11 protein-coding genes are annotated in these 16312 nt (G+C 72.3%); 7 read left to right on the forward strand and 4 right to left on the reverse strand.

Annotated elements, in window-relative coordinates; all coding sequences use genetic code 11:
- Positions 1–72: 72 nt before the first annotated feature.
- Entirely contained in the window at positions 73–2787 is a 2715-nt protein-coding gene (locus tag QMZ92_RS07860; RefSeq protein ID WP_283296577.1) for a SpoIIE family protein phosphatase, read from the forward strand.
- Between the two features lie 94 nt (positions 2788–2881).
- Here the strand turns inward: QMZ92_RS07860 and QMZ92_RS07865 are convergent, their stop codons facing one another.
- The gene (locus tag QMZ92_RS07865; RefSeq protein WP_283296499.1) at positions 2882–4042 is read right to left on the reverse strand and encodes a TetR/AcrR family transcriptional regulator; all 1161 of its coding nucleotides are present in this window, start codon (positions 4040–4042) and stop codon (positions 2882–2884) included.
- Between the two features lie 95 nt (positions 4043–4137).
- Here QMZ92_RS07865 and clpX point away from each other — a divergent pair, with 95 nt between their 5' ends.
- Positions 4138–5421 carry an ATP-dependent Clp protease ATP-binding subunit ClpX gene (clpX, locus tag QMZ92_RS07870; protein ID WP_283296500.1) on the forward strand — a complete coding sequence of 428 codons (1284 nt, stop codon included), beginning with the start codon at positions 4138–4140 and terminating at the stop codon, positions 5419–5421.
- 124 nt (positions 5422–5545) lie between these two features.
- On the opposite strand, the gene QMZ92_RS07875 is transcribed toward clpX, so the two are convergent.
- Genes QMZ92_RS07875 through QMZ92_RS07885 form a run of 3 tightly spaced genes read right to left on the reverse strand, consistent with a single transcriptional unit; the run spans position 5546 to position 9125 of the window.
- On the reverse strand, positions 5546–7840 hold the full coding sequence (locus QMZ92_RS07875) for an ABC transporter permease (protein ID WP_283296501.1): 2295 nt from the start codon (positions 7838–7840) through the stop codon (positions 5546–5548).
- A gap of 2 nt (positions 7841–7842) precedes the next feature.
- Positions 7843–8613 (reverse strand): ABC transporter ATP-binding protein, encoded by a 771-nt coding sequence (locus tag QMZ92_RS07880; RefSeq protein ID WP_283296502.1) that lies wholly within the window; start codon positions 8611–8613, stop codon positions 7843–7845.
- A complete protein-coding gene (locus QMZ92_RS07885) occupies positions 8610–9125 on the reverse strand; it encodes a PadR family transcriptional regulator (RefSeq protein ID WP_283296503.1) in 516 nt (171 codons plus the stop codon). The genes QMZ92_RS07880 and QMZ92_RS07885 overlap by 4 nt, the downstream gene beginning before the upstream one ends.
- Positions 9126–9302: 177 nt before the next feature.
- Between QMZ92_RS07885 and QMZ92_RS07890 the strand changes: the two genes are divergently transcribed.
- From QMZ92_RS07890 to QMZ92_RS07910, 5 genes are all read left to right on the forward strand, one after another.
- The gene (locus QMZ92_RS07890; protein ID WP_283296504.1) at positions 9303–10586 is read left to right on the forward strand and encodes an ABC transporter substrate-binding protein; all 1284 of its coding nucleotides are present in this window, start codon (positions 9303–9305) and stop codon (positions 10584–10586) included.
- Between the two features lie 224 nt (positions 10587–10810).
- Positions 10811–12481 carry a glycoside hydrolase family 13 protein gene (locus QMZ92_RS07895; protein ID WP_283296505.1) on the forward strand — a complete coding sequence of 557 codons (1671 nt, stop codon included), beginning with the start codon at positions 10811–10813 and terminating at the stop codon, positions 12479–12481.
- Positions 12482–12567: 86 nt separating this feature from the next.
- Positions 12568–13893, forward strand: coding sequence for an ABC transporter substrate-binding protein (locus tag QMZ92_RS07900; protein ID WP_283296506.1), 1326 nt, complete (start codon positions 12568–12570; stop codon positions 13891–13893).
- Positions 13894–13899: 6 nt separating this feature from the next.
- Positions 13900–15270 carry an ABC transporter permease subunit gene (locus tag QMZ92_RS07905; RefSeq protein ID WP_283296507.1) on the forward strand — a complete coding sequence of 457 codons (1371 nt, stop codon included), beginning with the start codon at positions 13900–13902 and terminating at the stop codon, positions 15268–15270.
- Positions 15267–16181, forward strand: a complete 915-nt coding sequence (locus tag QMZ92_RS07910; protein ID WP_283296508.1) for a carbohydrate ABC transporter permease — start codon at positions 15267–15269, stop codon at positions 16179–16181. Before QMZ92_RS07905 ends, QMZ92_RS07910 begins: the two co-directional genes overlap by 4 nt.
- Positions 16182–16312 lie beyond the last annotated feature (131 nt).

A 16312-nucleotide genomic window follows, 5' to 3' on the forward strand; every position in this document is an offset into this window, starting at 1 on the left:
GCGTATGGCCCGATGGGGGCAAGCGGTGCTAGAAAGGACAGCGTGATCAGGCGCTTCGACCGATTGCGGGGCGTGTCGGTTCGGCCACTGATCGGCAAACGCCCCAGGAGCGTCGCCGGGCAGGTATTCATCCTCCAGGTGGCGGTCGTGGTCCTGCTCGTTCTCGGCACGATCCTCGCCCTGGTCCTCCAGACCCGGCACGACACCGACCGTGAGGCCCGCAACCGGTCGGTCGCGGTCGCCGAATCGTTTGCCCACTCCCCCGGTCTGCTCGCCACGTTGGACACCCCCGACCCGTCCCGGGTCCTGCAGCCGATCACCGAGGAGGCGCGGAAGCGCGCAGGCGTCGACTTCATCGTCGTCATGGACACCAACGGGATCCGCTACACCCATCCCCTGCCGGAACGGATCGGGCACCGTTTCGTCGGCACCATCGAACCGTCCCTCCAGGGCGAGGTGCTGCTCGAGAGCGTGGACGGCCCCCTGGGCAAGGAGGTCCAGGCGGTCGTCCCGGTCACCGGCCCGGACGGCAAGGTCGAGGCGCTGGTGTCGGCCGGCCTGACCGTCCACAACGTCACGGGCGCGGTGAACCGGCAGCTGCCGGTCATCCTCGGCACGGGGGCTGCGGGCCTCGCCCTGGCCACCGCCGGCACGGCCCTGGCGACCAGACGCCTGAAACGCCAGACGCACGGGCTCGGCCCGGCCGAGATGACCCGTATGTACGAGCATCACGACGCCGTCCTCCACGCGGTAAGGGAAGGCGTCGTCATCGTCGGCGGAGACGGAACGCTTCTGCTCGCCAACGACGAGGCCCGCCGGCTGCTGGGCCTGGGCCCCGACTCCGAGGGGCGGCCCGTGCGCGATCTGGCCGGTCTCGAACCCTCGACGGCGGAACTGCTCGCCTCGGGCACGGCGGCCACGGACGAGGTGCTGACCGCCGGAGACCGGCTGCTCGTGGTCAACCAGCGGTCCACCGACGGCCCCGGCGGCCCGCTGGGCACCGTCGCGACCATCCGCGACTCCACCGAGCTGCAGGCGCTGACGGGCCGGGCCGAGGTGGCGCGCAAGCGCCTCCAGCTGCTGTACGACGCCGGCGTGGGGATCGGGACGACGCTGGACGTGACCCGGACCGCCGAGGAACTGGCCGAGGTCGCCGTCCCCTCCTTCGCCGACTACGTCACGGTGGACCTCGCGGACCCCGTACTCAACGGGGAGGAGCCGAACGGCTCCGCGGGCGAGATGCGCCGCACCGCCGTCAGCGGGATCCGCGACGGCCACCCGCTCTACGAACGCGGCAGGCTGATCGCGTTCCTGCCCTCGACGCCGCAGGCCCGAGGGATGGGCACCGGACGGGCCGAGGTGGTGCCGGACCTGTCCAGGGCGCTGGGCTGGCGCGCGCAGGACCCCGAGCGGACGAAGGCGATCGTGGAGTACGGCATCCACTCGCTCATCACCGTGCCGTTGCAGGCCCGCGGAGTGGTGCTGGGGGTCGCCAACTTCTGGCGCTCGGAGAAGCCGGGCCCCTTCGAGGAGGACGATCTGTCCCTCGCCGAGGAACTGGTCGCCCGGGCCGCGGTGTCGGTGGACAACGCCCGCCGGTACACGCGTGAGCACGCGCTCGCCGTGACGCTCCAGCGCAGCCTCCTGCCGAGGGCGCTGCCGGAGCACAGCGCCGTGGAGGTGGCGCACCGCTATCTGCCGGCCCAGTCCGGGGTGGGCGGCGACTGGTTCGACGTGATCCCGCTGCCGGGCAGCCGGGTCGCCCTGGTCGTCGGCGACGTGGTGGGCCACGGGCTGCACGCCGCGGCGACGATGGGGCGGCTGCGGACCGCGGTGCACAACTTCTCCACACTCGATCTGCCGCCCGACGAGCTCCTCGGCCATCTGGACGACCTGGTCGGCCGCATCGACCAGGACGAGATGGGCCCCGGCGGCAGTCCCGACGGCCCGGCGATGACCGGCGCCACCTGCCTCTACGCCATCTACGACCCGGTGTCGCGGCACTGCACGATGGCCCGGGCCGGGCATCCGCTGCCGGCGCTGGTCCGCCCGGACGGCAGCGTCGAGTTCCCGGAGCTCCCGGCGGGGCCCCCACTCGGGCTCGGCGGTATGCCGTTCGAGAGCGCGGTGCTCGAGATCCCCGAAGGGACCAGACTCGTCTTCTACACGGACGGGCTCATCGAGGACCGCAGCCGCGACATCGACGTCGGCATCGAGCTGCTGCGCCGCGCCCTCGCACGCACGGACGGCACACCGGAGCAGACGTGCCAGGGCGTGCTGGAGACGCTGCTGCCCGCCCGCCCGAAGGACGACGTGGCCCTGCTCATCGCCCGTACCCGCGCCCTCGGCCCGGACCGGGTCGCCGAGTGGGACGTGCCGTCGGACCCGAGCGCGGTCGCCGGGATGCGCGCTGCGGCCGTCGCGAAACTGGCGGAGTGGGGGCTGGAGGAGATGGCGTTCGGCACCGAGCTGATCCTCAGCGAGCTGCTCACCAACGCGATCCGCTACGGCACCCAGCCCATTCGGGTACGGCTGCTGTACGACCAGGGCCTGACCTGCGAGGTCGCCGACGGCAGCAGCACCTCGCCGCACCTTCGCTATGCCGCGACCACGGACGAGGGCGGCCGCGGGCTGTTCCTGGTGGCCCAGCTGTCGGAGCGCTGGGGCACGCGGTACACATCCGAAGGCAAGATCATCTGGGCCGAGCAGCCGCTCCCGGGGGACGCGCCGGACACTGAGGCGGGCGGGGAAGCCCTGCTGCGGTTGTTCGACTCCGAGCTGCTCTGAGGCTCCCCGGAGCCCTTCACCTCCGTACAAGAAGCCGGCCTTCGGGTGCGCTTCGGGCCCGGGCTCGTGCCCGGGCCCGGCGCGAGCCGGCCCGTCAGCCCGCGGCGGAGGCGTGCCGGGCGTACGGCGCGGCGGAGGCGACGGCGTGGCAGGCGCCGGGGCCCGTCGCCCGGTACAGGATGCGGCCGCCCGCGACGCGGACTGCCGCCTCGGTGGTGTCGTCGACGCCGGTGATCCCGGCCGCGGCGGCGACTTCCCCCGCACCGTCGCACACGACCCGCAGGCCCGGCCACGCCGACGGCGGAAACGCCTCCCGCAGACACCGGCTCAGCTCCCCGACGACCAGACGCGACAGAGGAACGAGCTCGTCCGGTTGCCCGGTGAGGGCGACGAGGGTGACCCCCGTGCCGGGCGGGGCGGCCCGTACGGCCTCCTCGACGGCAGACAGCCGGTGCATGCCGAGGAAGGCCACCACGCCGTCCGAGGCGAGGGGGGCGGGCCCGCCCCGTACGAGTTCGGCCGCCGCGGGCGGCTCCCATGGCTCGTCGGCCCGGAGCGCGGGCCTTGCCCCGGTGGGCGGGGCCCACCAGTCGCCCAGCTCCAGTCCGGCCAGCTGCTCGCAGGCGCTGACGACGTCGAACGGCTCGATGAATCCCGGCGCCGCCGCGGCCGTGCGGCTCGCGCCGTGCAGGGTGGTGAGGACGGTCTTGGCGAGCCGCACCGAGCGGCGCGGCGGAACACCCGGGACCGGCGTGAGCGGTTGCAGCGCCTCCAGCGCCAGCGCGACGAGCAGTGCGTCCACTTCGAGGAGCTGGCGGTAGGGCCGGCGCAGCCCTTCGTCGGCGGTGACCTCCGGTATGAGGTCGGCTCCCAACCCGGCCGCCCCCGGCCCCGCTGCGCCGGCGCGCCCGGCCCCCACGCGGTCCCGGCCGCCGCGCTCCGACCCGGCGGACGCCGGTCGCGTGACCCAGGCCCGGGCGAGCGCGCCGAGGGCCTCGGCCGCGGCGCGGCCCTGCCCGGGTGCCGGCCCGGCCGTCGAGGGCGCGCGCTCGGCCAGTTCGGCGAGGACGGCGAAGTAGAGGGCGCGCTTACCGGGGAAGTTGGAGTAGACGGCGCCCCTGGTGAGGCCGGCCCGCTCGGCGATGGCGTCGATCCTGGCGGCGCGGAAACCGTGCTCGGCAAACTCGTCCCGGGCCGCCGCCAGCACGCAGGCACGAGTGCGCTGCTGCGTCTGAGTCCTGGTGAGCCGAGCCATCGTTCTCCTCGTCGCGCGTGCGCCGTCGCCCCTGCCTGCTCGAATGAGAGTAACATCTGAATGACGAGACCATCCGGAGGGGGCTGGGCACGTTCATGGCACGCATCGGTGAGGACGGCCACCCGCTGAAGTGTTCCTTCTGCGGGAAGAGCCAGAAGCAGGTGAGGCGGCTCATCGCCGGGCCGGCCGGGGTGCACATCTGCGACGAGTGCGTCGAGTTGTGCAACGAGCTGATCGAGGAGGAGCTCTCCGACTTCACCGCCACACCGCTGACGGAGCTTCCCAAGCCGGCCGAGATCCACCGGTTCCTCGACGAGTACGTGATCGGCCAGGAGTCGGCCAAGCGGTCGCTTGCCGTTGCCGTCTACAACCACTACAAGCGGGTCCGCGGCAGGCAGGAGGAGGACGAGCCGGTCGAGGTGGCCAAGTCCAACATCCTGCTGCTCGGCCCGACCGGCTGCGGCAAGACGTACCTCGCGCAGACCCTCGCACGGCTGCTGAACGTCCCGTTCGCCATCGCCGACGCCACCGCCCTCACGGAGGCCGGCTACGTCGGCGAGGACGTGGAGAACATCCTGCTCAAGCTACTCCAGGCGGCCGACTACGACGTGCAGCGCGCCGAGACCGGCATCGTCTACATCGACGAGATCGACAAGATCGCGCGCAAGGGCGAGAACCTGTCGATCACCCGCGATGTCTCGGGCGAGGGGGTGCAGCAGGCCCTGCTGAAGATCCTTGAGGGCACCACCGCGTCGGTGCCGCCGCAGGGCGGCCGGAAGCATCCGCACCAGGAGTACGTCCAGATCGACACGGCGAACGTGCTGTTCATCGTGGCCGGAGCGTTCGCCGGGCTGGAGACGATCGTCGACGACCGGACCGGAAGGCGGGGCCTCGGCTTCGCCGCCGAGGTGGGTTTCGGGGACGGGGGCGACGACGGGGACCCGTTCGCCAGGGTGATGCCCGCCGATCTGATCAGGTTCGGACTGATTCCCGAGTTCATCGGCAGGCTCCCCGTGGTCGCGCGGGTGTCGGGCCTGGACGGGACCGCGCTGCTGCGGACCCTCACCGAGCCGAGGAACGCCCTGGTCAAGCAGTACCAGCGGCTGTTCGAAATGGACGGCGTGGAGCTCGAGTTCAGCGAGGCCGCGCTCGAGGCCGTCGTGGAGAGGTCGATGCTGCTCGGCACCGGGGCCCGGGGCCTGCGGGGAATCATGGAGCATGTCCTACGGCCCGTCATGTACGAGATCCCGAGCCGCGGGGACGTGGCCAAGGTGATCATCGGCGAACGTACGGTCCGCGAGGACGTCGCCCCCCTGCTGGTGACCCGTCAACCGCCTCCGGAGGAGCCGGGGCCGCGACCCGCATGGGAGGCGCGGTAGGCACCGGTCCCGGGTCCGTTCCGCGCCTGCGCCGGGCGGCACCGCACCGGGAGGACCGAGCAGCGGACCGGCCGCCCCGCCGGCTCGCACCCCCGAGGCGGCGAGCCCGGGCAGGCGGTCCGGATCAGGCCACCGCGCTAAGGGTGTCCACCAGCCGGCGGCGCGCGGCCCGGGCCGCCGGCAGCGCCGCGAGTGCGATCGCGCCGAGGACGGCGGCGGCAGCGAGCAGCGCCAGATGGAGCGGCGACGGGGCCTGCGCGATACCGGCGCCGATGCCGCTGGAGCGGCCCTCGGCGTCGATCAGCCAGCGGGCCAGAGGCACGCCGAGACCCGCTCCCACCACGGCTGCGGCCAGCGCGGTGCAGCCGACCGCGGTGACGGTGACCGCCGTGATCTGCCGGGGTGACAGCCCGATCGCCTTGAGGGCGAGGAGATCGCGCTCCCCGTCCCGTACACTCCCGCCGATCGCCGTCGACAGTTCCGTGAGCCCGATCAGAGCGAGCACGCCGATGAGCCCGGCGACGACACCTCGCATGGTGGAGAGCCGGTCGGCCGGGCTGGTGACCTCGTGGATGTCGAGACTCCCCGCCGACGCGTCGGTCAGCTCGGCGCGGACACGGGCGGGGTCGGCTCCCGGCCGCAGCTGGATCTGGAACAGCGTCGCACGCAGGGCCGGGTCGTTCTCGCGGAGGGTGTCGAGCGAGGTGGAGACGGTCCGTCCGCCGTTCTCCGGTTCGATACTCCGGCCGACGATGTGGAGGATCTGCGGATGGCCCCCGACGGTCATACGCACCCAGTCGCCGACCTCCACGCCCAGGAGGTCGAGCAGGCCCTGCCCCGCCACCGCCTCGTCGGGTCCGTCGGCGGCCCGGCCCTCCGCCACGGTGTACGGGTACGGCCGCTCGCGGGTGCCGAGGCCGCGCAGTGCGATGGTGCCGGTCTGGCCGGGGACGAGCGCCGCGACCTCGACACCGGGGTGGGCCGCCACGACCTGCGGGTGGCCGTCGAGGAGCGCCGCGGCCTCCCCTTCCGCGAGACCGCCGTCCGCGCGGGCGGTCAGCGCAGAGGGCAGTCCCAGTTCCGCCGGTCTGCTGTCGAAGCGCGCGATCGTGGTCCAGGCACTGAGCGCCACGGTGATCAGCAGCAGCGGCAGGGCCAGCCGGACGATGGTGGCGGGGCTCTGCGGACCGCGGGCGAAGGCCCGGTGCCAGCCGAGGACGAGGGCCGGGGGCAGCCCGAGCCCGAGTGCCCTTCTGGCCGGTCCGGACAGCCGGCCGCCCGGGGCCTTCCCGGCCGGGAGCACCGGCACCGGAGGCACCCGGCCGGCCCGCCAGGCGGCGAGGCAGGTGGTGGCGCCGATGAACAGCACCGCGGCGACGGGCACGGCGAGCAGGGCGGCCGTGTGCCCGGGCAGCCCCTGCCAGACGCCGACCGCCTCGCCGAGCCGTCCGGGCAGGGCGCTGCCCAGGGTCTCGATGAGCAGCGTGGCGACCAGGGCGCCGAGCACGGCGAAGGCCAGGTGCTGCACCAGGAACACCCGCACCACCTGCCCCGGGGTGAAGCCGATGGCCTTGAGGACGGAGATGTCCCTGAGGTGGCCGCGCACCCGGGTGCTGATCGCGCCGAAGACGGCGAGCGCGGCGGCCAGCAGCGCACCGAGCCCGAAGAGCCCGAGGACCTGGCCGAGCAGCCGGGTGTCCCCCTGGGCCTCGGATCTGGCCTGCTGCCAGTGGGAGACGTCGGTGACCGCCCCGGCTCCGAGCACGGTGACGGCACGCTGGACGGCGTAGTCGGTGTCGGCGGGATCGGTGAGCAGCAGACCGACGACGCGGCCGGGGCTCTCGCCCGTGTCTCGTACCTGGGCGTGCAGGGCCCAGACGGTGCCGGGTCGCTCGCCGGGCCGGTAGCGCGGTTCGGCGCTGTCCGCGACGCCGATGACGGTCAGGGTGCGGCCGGTGCCGGAGAGGGTGAGGGTGTCGCCCGGGCCCGCGACGAGGGCTCGGGCGAGGCTGCTCTCCAGGACGACGCCTTCGGGGGTCGCCGGGGTGAGCCAGCGGCCGGAGGTGAGGAGCGGACGCCCGGTGGCGGGCGGCTCGGCTCCGGCGCCCCGGAGCTCGACGGAGGCCCGGGCACCACGTGAGGCCACGGTCGCCGCCGCGGTGCGGAACGGGCCGGACACGGCCTCGACCCCGTCGAGGGCGGCGAGCCGGCCCGGGTCGGCGGAGGGCCCGGTGTGGATCCAGACGTGGGCGCCGTGGGACTGGGCGAAGACGCGCTGCCAGGGGTTGGTGGCGTAGCCGAAGAGCGCCGCCGCGAGCAGCAGGGCCGCGACGATGCCCGCGGTGGCGGAGACGATGAACAGTGCCTCGCCCCGGTGGGTGCGCAGATCGGCGTGTGCCCAGCGCAGTGTGGCCCGCACGGTCAGTCCTTCAGTTCGAGGACGCCGGACAGCCCGGCGCCCCGGGCGGGGGTGCCGCCCAGCTCGGCGTCGTCGGCTATACGGCCGTCGAAGAAGCTGATGACCCGGTCGGCGGCGCTGGCGAGCCGTGCGTCATGGGTGACGAGCAGGATGGTCTGGCCGCGCTGGTGGAAGCGGGACAGCAGGCGCATGACCTCGCGGGTGCCCTTGCTGTCGAGGCTTCCGGCGGGCTCGTCGGCCAGCAGCAGCCGGGGATGGTTGACCAGCGCGCGGGCCAGTGCGACACGCTGCTGCTCACCACCGGACAGCTCGCCCGGCATGCTGCGGGCCTTGCCCTCCAGACCGAGCTCGGCGAGCAGCTTCTCGCGCTCGGCGCGCGCCTGCCGGGATCCGGCGCCGGCCAGCAGGGCGGGCAGCTCGACGTTGTCGGCGACTGTGAGGTTGGACACGAGGTTGAAGAACTGGAACACGATGCCGATCCGGCGCCTCCGCTCGGTCGCCCACCGGGCCTCGCTGTAGGAGTCGGTGCACTCGCCGTCGAGCCAGATGCTTCCGCCGTCGGGCCGCTGCAGTCCGCCGAGCAGGTGCAGCAGGGTCGACTTGCCGGCCCCGGAGGGGCCGCTGACGGCGACGAACTCCCCGTGGCGCACGGACAGGTCCACCCCTCGCACGGCGTGGGCCGGGGCGCCCTCTCCATGGTGGGTCTTGACGAGCCCCTCGGCGCGCAGGAGCGGGGCCCGGCCGGTGTCGTCCGGGTCGGGGGTGCGGCTCATTCCAGCCCCTCCAGCTCCTCCTGGCAGCGCTCCAGCCAGTCGAGATCGGCCTGCAGGTGCAGCATGGCTCCCTCGATCAGGAGATGGGCGATGCGGTTGTCCCGGTCCTCGGTCGCGGACAGCTTCGACAGGTTGCGCATGGTGTTGAGGTACTCGCGTCGCTGCTTGTTGATGAGGGCGATCTGGTCGGCGAGTCCGGTCTTCGGGGCGAGGGCGAGCTTCATGAAGAACTCGTCCCGTACCCGCGGCTCGTCCGCCGTCTCCTCGAACCAGGCGCGCAGCGCCTCCGTCCCGGCTTCGGTGAGACGGTAGATCTTCTTGTTGGGCCGGCTCGACTGGGCGACTTCCTCGCCCTGGATCAGCCCCGACTTCTCCAGGCGCCCGAGCGTCACGTAGATCTGGCCGACGTTCGGCTGAGGGTACGCGGAGCCCAGCAGTTGCTCAAGGTCCTGCTTGAGCTCGTAGCCGTGGGCGGGCCCCCGGGACAGCAGCGCCAGGAGGGGCAGACGCACGCGCGCTCCCCTCCTCCCTGTTGTCCGCCAGCCGGCCGAGGGCGGTCCGCTACCGTGTCCGGTGTGGCCCGGATCGCTCTCGTCATCCGATACGGGCCCTAGTATCGCCCATGCCTAACGGGTATACATGCCCTGGACGCGGTCGAAGAAGCCCACGCCGGTGCACAGGAGGAACCTATGCGGTGGATACGTGCCGCCGGTAGGGGGCTCCTCGTCGCGGCGGTGGTGCTCACGGGATACGTCTCGGCGGGCACCGGGACGGGCGCGGACTCCGCCGGCGCGGCACGGGGCGAGGGGCGCGGCCCCATGACGCTGGCCACCGCCGGCGACCTCACCGGGTATCTGGGACCGCTGCTGGAGGGCTGGAACCGCAGCCACCCGGACGAGAAGGTCACGCTGGTCGAGCTGCCGGACTCCGCGGACGAGACCCGGGCGCAGCTGGCCACGGGACTGCGCTCCGGCGACGGCCGTTACGACATCCTCAACATGGACGTGGCGTGGACCTCGGAGTTCGCCGCTGCGGGCTGGATAGCCCCGCTGGAGGCGGGCCGCTTCCCGCTCGACAGCCTCCTGCCGCCGGTGCTCGACACGGCGACGTACGAGGGAAAGCTGTACGCCGTCCCGTATGTCACGAATGCCGGGATGCTCTATTACCGCAAGGACGTCCTCGACCGTGAGGGCCTGACTCCACCGCGCACCTGGGCGGAGCTGGAGCACCAGGCCCGGACGCTGGCCCCCCGGTACGGCCTCGGCGGCTACGCGGGACAGTTCCTGCCGTACGAGGGCCTCACGGTCAACGCGACGGAGGCGGTGTACTCGGCCGGGGGCACGATCCTCGGCGACGACGGCCGGGTCACCGTGGACTCCCCCGCGGCCCGCACCGGCCTCGGCTTCCTCACCCGCGGGGTGCGCGACGGCTGGATCCCCGGGGAGGCGCTGACCTACAAGGAGGAGGAGTCCCGGCATGCCTTCCAGGACGGCAGGCTGCTGTTCCTGCGCAACTGGCCCTACGCGTACGCCGGGGCCTCCGGCAAGGACTCGCGGGTGGCGGGGAAGTTCGGCGCCGTACCGCTGCCCGGACCCGACGGCCCGGGCACCAGCGTGCTGGGCGGGTCGAACCTCGCAGTCAGCGCCCGGGCCCGGCATCCGGAGTCGGCGAACGACCTCATCGCCTACCTGACCAGCACCCCCGTACAGCGGAAGGTGCTGACGGAGGGCGCGCTGCCGCCCGTGCGCGCGGAGCTCTACCGGGACCCCGGACTGATCCGGCGGTTCCCGTATCTGCCCGCCCTGCGGGCCAGTGTCCTGTCCGCCGCACCGCGGCCCAAGAGCGCGCGGTACGGGCAGGTGAGCCTGGCCGTGCAGGCCGTCGTGCACGACGCGATGGCACAGCACCAGGACCCCGACGAGGCCGTGCGCCGGCTCTCCCGCGAGCTCTCTGCGGTCGCCCGCCGGGGCTGAGCGCCCGGCTCTTCATCCGCACCCATCCGGCTTACCTACCTGTTAGGTAACGGGATCACATCACCCCGGACTCAAGCCGTAGGAACATTTACGGACATAAGCCCCAACTCCCTTAGTATTCCTGCACAACCGTTGACACCTTCTCGACACCCCTACTTAACATGCATGCATAACCGCTGACCTTCTGGTCGCGGGCACCCCTTCACGAAGAAACAGGTCAACGGGTGACGCTCACAGCCACGGCCGGCCACGGCCTCTCGCACCGCCCCCCGCACCGCTGGTGGCGCGACGCGGTGATCTACCAGGTGTACGTCCGCAGCTTCCTGGACAGCACGGGCGACGGGATCGGCGACCTGGCCGGGGTCCGCACCGGACTCCCGTACCTGAAGAAGCTCGGCGTCGACGGCATATGGCTGAGCCCCTTCTACCCCTCGCCGCAGCACGACCACGGCTACGACGTCGCCGACTACTGCGACGTGGACCCCGTCTACGGCGACCTGGCCGAGTTCGAGCTGCTGATCGCCGCCGCGCAGCGGCTCGACATGAAGGTGCTGCTCGACATCGTCCCCAACCACTGCTCCAGCGAGCACGCGTGGTTCCGCGAGGCCCTCGCCACCGGCCCCGGCAGTGCGGCCCGCGCCCGGTTCCACTTCGCCGAGGGCCGCGGACCCGGCGGTGACGTGCCGCCGAACAACTGGCACGCGATGTTCGGCGGGCCCGCCTGGAGCCGGGTGACCGAGGCGGACGGCAGCCCCGGCCAGTGGTACCTGCACATGTTCACGCCCGAGCAGCCCGATCTGAACTGGCGCAACCCCGAGACCGGTGCCCACTTCGAGCAGGTCCTGCGCTTCTGGCTGGACCGGGGCGTCGACGGCTTCCGGATCGACGTCGCCGCAGGGCTCTTCAAGCACCCGGAGCTGCCCGACTCCCCCGATCCCGAGGCCGACGCACGCACCCGCGACTCCGTCAACCCCCTCGCCTGGAACCAGCCCGAGGTGCACGACGTGTGGCGCCACTGGCGTTCGGTGTGCGAGGAGTACACCGTCCGCGACGGCCGGGAGCGCCTGCTGGTGGGCGAGGTCTCCGTACCGACCGCGCGCGAACACGCCCGCTACGTACGGCCGGACGAGCTCCACCAGGCCTTCTTCTTCGACCTGCTGAGCGCGCCGTGGGACGCCGCGGCGTTCCGGAAGGTCGTCTCCGAGGCGATGCAGGACATCGCCGGCACCGGCTCCACCGTCACCTGGGTGCTGAACAACCACGACCAGGTCCGCACCGTGACCCGGTACGGAGAGTCCGGCACCGAGGGCAGCGGACTCGGCTCGGCCCGTGCCCGGGCGGCCGCACTGCTGATGCTGGCACTGCCCGGCGCCGCCTACATCTACCAGGGCGAGGAACTGGGTCTGCCGGAGGTCGTGGACCTGCCCGACGAGGTGCTCACCGACCCCATCTTCCGGCGCACCGGCAGCCGGGCGCGGATCCGCGACGGATGCCGGGTGCCGCTGCCTTGGTCGGGCCATGCCTCGCCGTTCGGCTTCACCTCCGGCGCCGAAGGGGCCAAGCCCTGGCTGCCGCAGCCGGGCTGGTTCGCCGAGCACGCCACCGACCGCGCGCTCGCCGACACCCGCTCGTTCTGGCACCTGTACCGCGACGGTCTCCAGCTGCGCCGCGGGCTGCCGCAGCTCGGCGAGGGCAGCCTGCGCTGGCTCGACTCACCGCCCGACGTGCTCGCCTTCGTCCGCGGCGACGGGCTGGTGTGCGCCGTCAACTTCGGCACCGCTCCCGTGCCCGCCCCCGTCTCCGGTGCGCCGCTGCTGTCCAGCGGCCCCTGCCCGACCGGTGCCCTGCCGGGCTCCACCGCCGCCTGGTGGATCAACGACCGCACCACCCCGTGAACCACGCCCGTCCCCGAACCGCACCACCCCGTGAACCACGCTCTGCGACGCTCCGCCCGTTTCCCGACCGGTAAGGAAGTTCTGCCATGAACCCACGACGCACGATGCTCGCCGGATGCACCGCCCTGGCCCTCGCCCTCGGCGCGACCGCCTGCGGCGGCGACCCCGTCACGCCGGCCGACGGTGACGACAGGTCTCTCGACGGCCAGACGATCACGGTCGCCGGCGTCTGGTCCGGCGCTGAGCAGAAGAACTTCCAGAAGGTGCTGGATGCCTTCACCGAGAAGACCGGCGCCAAGACGCAGTTCGTCTCCACCGGCGACAACGTCTCCACCGTCGTCGGCAGCAAGATCGAGGGCGGCAACGCCCCCGACGTGGTGATGGTCCCGCAGGTCGGTGTGCTCCAGCAGTTCGCGAAGAGCGGCTGGCTCACCCCGCTGTCGAAGACCACCGAGAAGTCCGTCGACGGCAACTTCGCGCCCGTGTGGAAGAACTACGGCAGCGTGGACGGCTCGCTCTACGGCCTCTACTTCAAGGCCGCCCACAAGTCGACCGTCTGGTACAGCCCGGACGCACTGGACCAGGCGGGCGTCAAGCCGCCGTCCACGTACGCGGACATGCTGAAGGCCGGCCAGGCCGTCGCCGACTCGGGTCTGCCCGCCTTCGCCGTCGCCGGTGAGGACGGCTGGACACTCACCGACTGGTTCGAGAACATCTACCTTTCCCAGGCCGGTCCCGAGAAGTACGACCAGCTCGCCGCGCACAAGCTCCAGTGGACCGACCCCAGCGTGGTGAACGCGCTGACCACGCTCGGCAAGCTGTTCTCCGACAAGGAACTCATCGCGGGCGGCCAGAAGGGCGCGCTCGCCACCGACTTCCCCGGCTCGGTCGAGAAGGTCTTCGGCCCCGAGCCCGAGGCGGGCATGGTCTACGAGGGCGACTTCGTCGCCGGTGTCGCCAAGGACCAGTTCGGCAGGAAGATCGGCGAGGACGCCTCCTTCTTCCCCTTCCCCGCGGTCGACGGCGGCAAGGCGCCGGTCGTCAGCGGCGGTGACGCCGCAGTCGTGCTGAAGGACGGCAAGAACCAGAAGGCCGCGATGGCGTTCCTGGAGTACCTGGCGACCCCGGAGGCGGCGGCGGTCTGGGCCGAGGCGGGCGGCTTCCTCTCCCCCAACAAGAAGCTCGACCTCGCCTCGTACGGCGACGACACCACCCGCGAGACGGCCAAGTCGCTGATCGACGCCGGTGACTCCGTCCGCTTCGACATGTCCGACCAGGCGCCCGCGGCCTTCGGCGGCACCAAGGGCGCGGGCGAGTGGAAGCTGCTCCAGGACTTCCTGCGCGACCCGTCCGACCCGAAGGCCACCGCGGCCCGTCTCGAGGACGCCGCGGCCAAGGCGTACAAGGGCTGACGTCCCATGACCGCAGTCACCACACAGGCCGCCCCGTCCGCGGGGCGGCCCCGGCCGACGAAGGCCGCGGATCCCCGGCGCAGCGCCCGGCGGCGCCGGCGGGTCGTCGCCCTGGCCTTCGTGCTCCCGGCGCTGCTGCTGCTCGGCGCGCTCGTCGTCTACCCGGTGCTGTTCTCGGTGGGGCGCAGCTTCTTCGACGCCTCCGGCACCCGGTTCGTCGGCGCAGGCAACTACACCGAGATGTTCCGCGATCCCGCCACGCTCAAGGCCGTCCGCAACAGCGCCATCTGGGTCGTCGTCGCGCCGACCCTGCTCACCGGACTCGGGCTGATCCTGGCCGTCCTGGTGGAGAAGGTCCGCTGGGCCACGGCGTTCAAGCTGCTGCTCTTCATGCCGATGGCGGTCTCCTTCCTCGCCGCCGGCATCATCTTCCGGCTCGCCTACGAGGAGGACCCGGACAAGGGCGTGCTCAACGCGGCCGTGGTCGGCGTGCACGACGCCTTCGAAGGCTCGTCGCCGTACCCGACCGCGCGCGCCAGGGACGGACAGGGCCTCGCCAAGGGGCCCGACGGGTCCTACGCCACGACCGGGGCGGCGTCACCGGGAGACGTGCTCACGCTCGGGCTCGTCGGGGTGAAGCCCGCGGAGATCCCGGAGGAGGCGCGCCCCGCGCACGGGGCGGCGCAGAAGAAGGCGGGCGCCGGTGAGCTGTCCGGCGTCGTCTATCTGGACTTCACCCCTGGCGGAGGCGGTGAGCAGGGCACGGTCGACCGTACCGAGAGCGGGCTGCCGGGGATGACCGTCGAGGCGGTCCGGGACGGCAGGACCGTCGCCTCCGCCACCACCGCGGCCGACGGCTCCTTCGCCTTCCGGGACCTGGAGCCCGGCTCCTACACGGTGCGGCTGCCCGCGGCGAACTTCGCGCCGCCCTACGAGGGGGTCTCCTGGCTCGGGCCCGCGCTGGTCACCCCGGCCATCATCGGCGCCTACCTGTGGATCTGGACCGGGTTCGCGATGGTTCTCATCGGCGCCGGGCTGTCCTCGCTGCCGCGCGACGCACTCGAGGCGGCCCGGATGGACGGGGCCAACGAGTGGCAGGTGTTCCGCCGGATCACCGTCCCACTGCTCGCACCGATCCTGACCGTCGTCTTCGTGACCCTGGTGATCAATGTGATGAAGGTCTTCGACCTCGTCTACATCATCGCGCCCGGGCCGGTGCAGGAGGACGCCACGGTACTGGCGACGCAGATGTGGCTGGTGTCCTTCGGCGGCGGCAACGACCAGGGGCTCGGCAGCGCGCTCGGCGTCCTGCTCCTGCTGCTGGTGATCCCCGCCATGGTCTTCAACGTCCGTCGTTTCCGCAGGAGTCAGTCATGAGCGCCACCCCCACCGACCCCGCCGCAGTGCAGGGGCCGGCCGCCACCGGCGGGACGGCACGGGCGAAGTCCGGCGGCCGGCTCGGCCACTGGCTCGGCAACGGCGTGGTCCAGGCCCTCCTGGTGGTGATCGGCCTGGTCTGGATCACCCCGCTCGCGGGTCTGCTGCTGTCCTCGCTGCGTACGCCCCAGGACAACGCGAGCAGCGGCTGGTGGACCACGCTGACCAGCCCGGGGCAGCTCTCCTTCGACAACTACACGGAGCTGCTGGGGAACGCGGGCATCACCCAGGCGTTCTGGAACACCGTGCTGATCTCGGTGCCGGCGACCACCCTGGTCATCGTCCTCGCTGCGCTCGCCGGATACGCCTTCGCCTGGCTGGAGTTCCCGGGCCGGGACTGGATCTTCCTGCTCGTGGTGGCGCTGCTGGTGGTTCCGGTCCAGGTGGGTCTGCTGCCGGTCGCCAAACTCTTCGGCCAGCTGGGGCTGTTCGGCACGATTCCCGGTGTGGTGCTGTTCCACGTGGCCTACGGGCTGCCGTTCGCCGTCTTCCTGCTGCGGAACTACTTCGCGGACATCCCCCGGGAGATGCTGGAGGCGGCACGGATGGACGGCGGCAGCGAGTGGCGGATCTTCACCCGGTTGGTGCTGCCGGTGGGGCGTCCGGCGATCGCGAGTCTGGCGATCTTCCAGTTCCTGTGGGTCTGGAACGACATGCTCGTGGCGCTGCTCTTCGCGGACAGTTCGTCGCAGCCGCTCACGGTGGAACTCCAGTCGCAGGTAAGGCAGTTCGGCAGCAACATCGATGTGCTGGCACCCGGCGCGTTCCTGTCGCTGGTCGTGCCCGTGGTGGTGTTCTTCGCCTTCCAGCGGCACTTCGTCCAGGGAGTGATGGCCGGTTCGGTCAAGTGAGCCGGACCTCCGGCCACGGCCGGTCCTCGCACGCATGACGTGCGGAGGCCGGCCGCGCCCGTACGTGTCGTCACCCGTACGTGTCGTCAGTGGCGGACCGGCCGTGGCCGGAGGCACGCCCGCCGCTCCGT

The organism is Streptomyces sp. HNM0645 (assembly GCF_030056615.1).
Taxonomy (GTDB): Bacteria; Actinomycetota; Actinomycetes; order Streptomycetales; family Streptomycetaceae; genus Streptomyces; species Streptomyces marianii.

Bases quoted from the DNA above. Each gene is read 5' to 3' on its own strand.
- QMZ92_RS07880 (WP_283296502.1), bottom strand. From the start codon at position 8,613: ATGAGCCGCACCCCCGACCCGGACGACACCGGCCGGGCCCCGCTCCTG.
- clpX (WP_283296500.1), top strand. From the start codon at position 4,138: ATGGCACGCATCGGTGAGGACGGCCACCCGCTGAAGTGTTCCTTCTGC.
- QMZ92_RS07865 (WP_283296499.1), bottom strand. From the start codon at position 4,042: ATGGCTCGGCTCACCAGGACTCAGACGCAGCAGCGCACTCGTGCCTGC.
- QMZ92_RS07900 (WP_283296506.1), top strand. From the start codon at position 12,568: ATGAACCCACGACGCACGATGCTCGCCGGATGCACCGCCCTGGCCCTC.
- QMZ92_RS07910 (WP_283296508.1), top strand. From the start codon at position 15,267: ATGAGCGCCACCCCCACCGACCCCGCCGCAGTGCAGGGGCCGGCCGCC.
- QMZ92_RS07905 (WP_283296507.1), top strand. From the start codon at position 13,900: ATGACCGCAGTCACCACACAGGCCGCCCCGTCCGCGGGGCGGCCCCGG.
- QMZ92_RS07890 (WP_283296504.1), top strand. From the start codon at position 9,303: ATGCGGTGGATACGTGCCGCCGGTAGGGGGCTCCTCGTCGCGGCGGTG.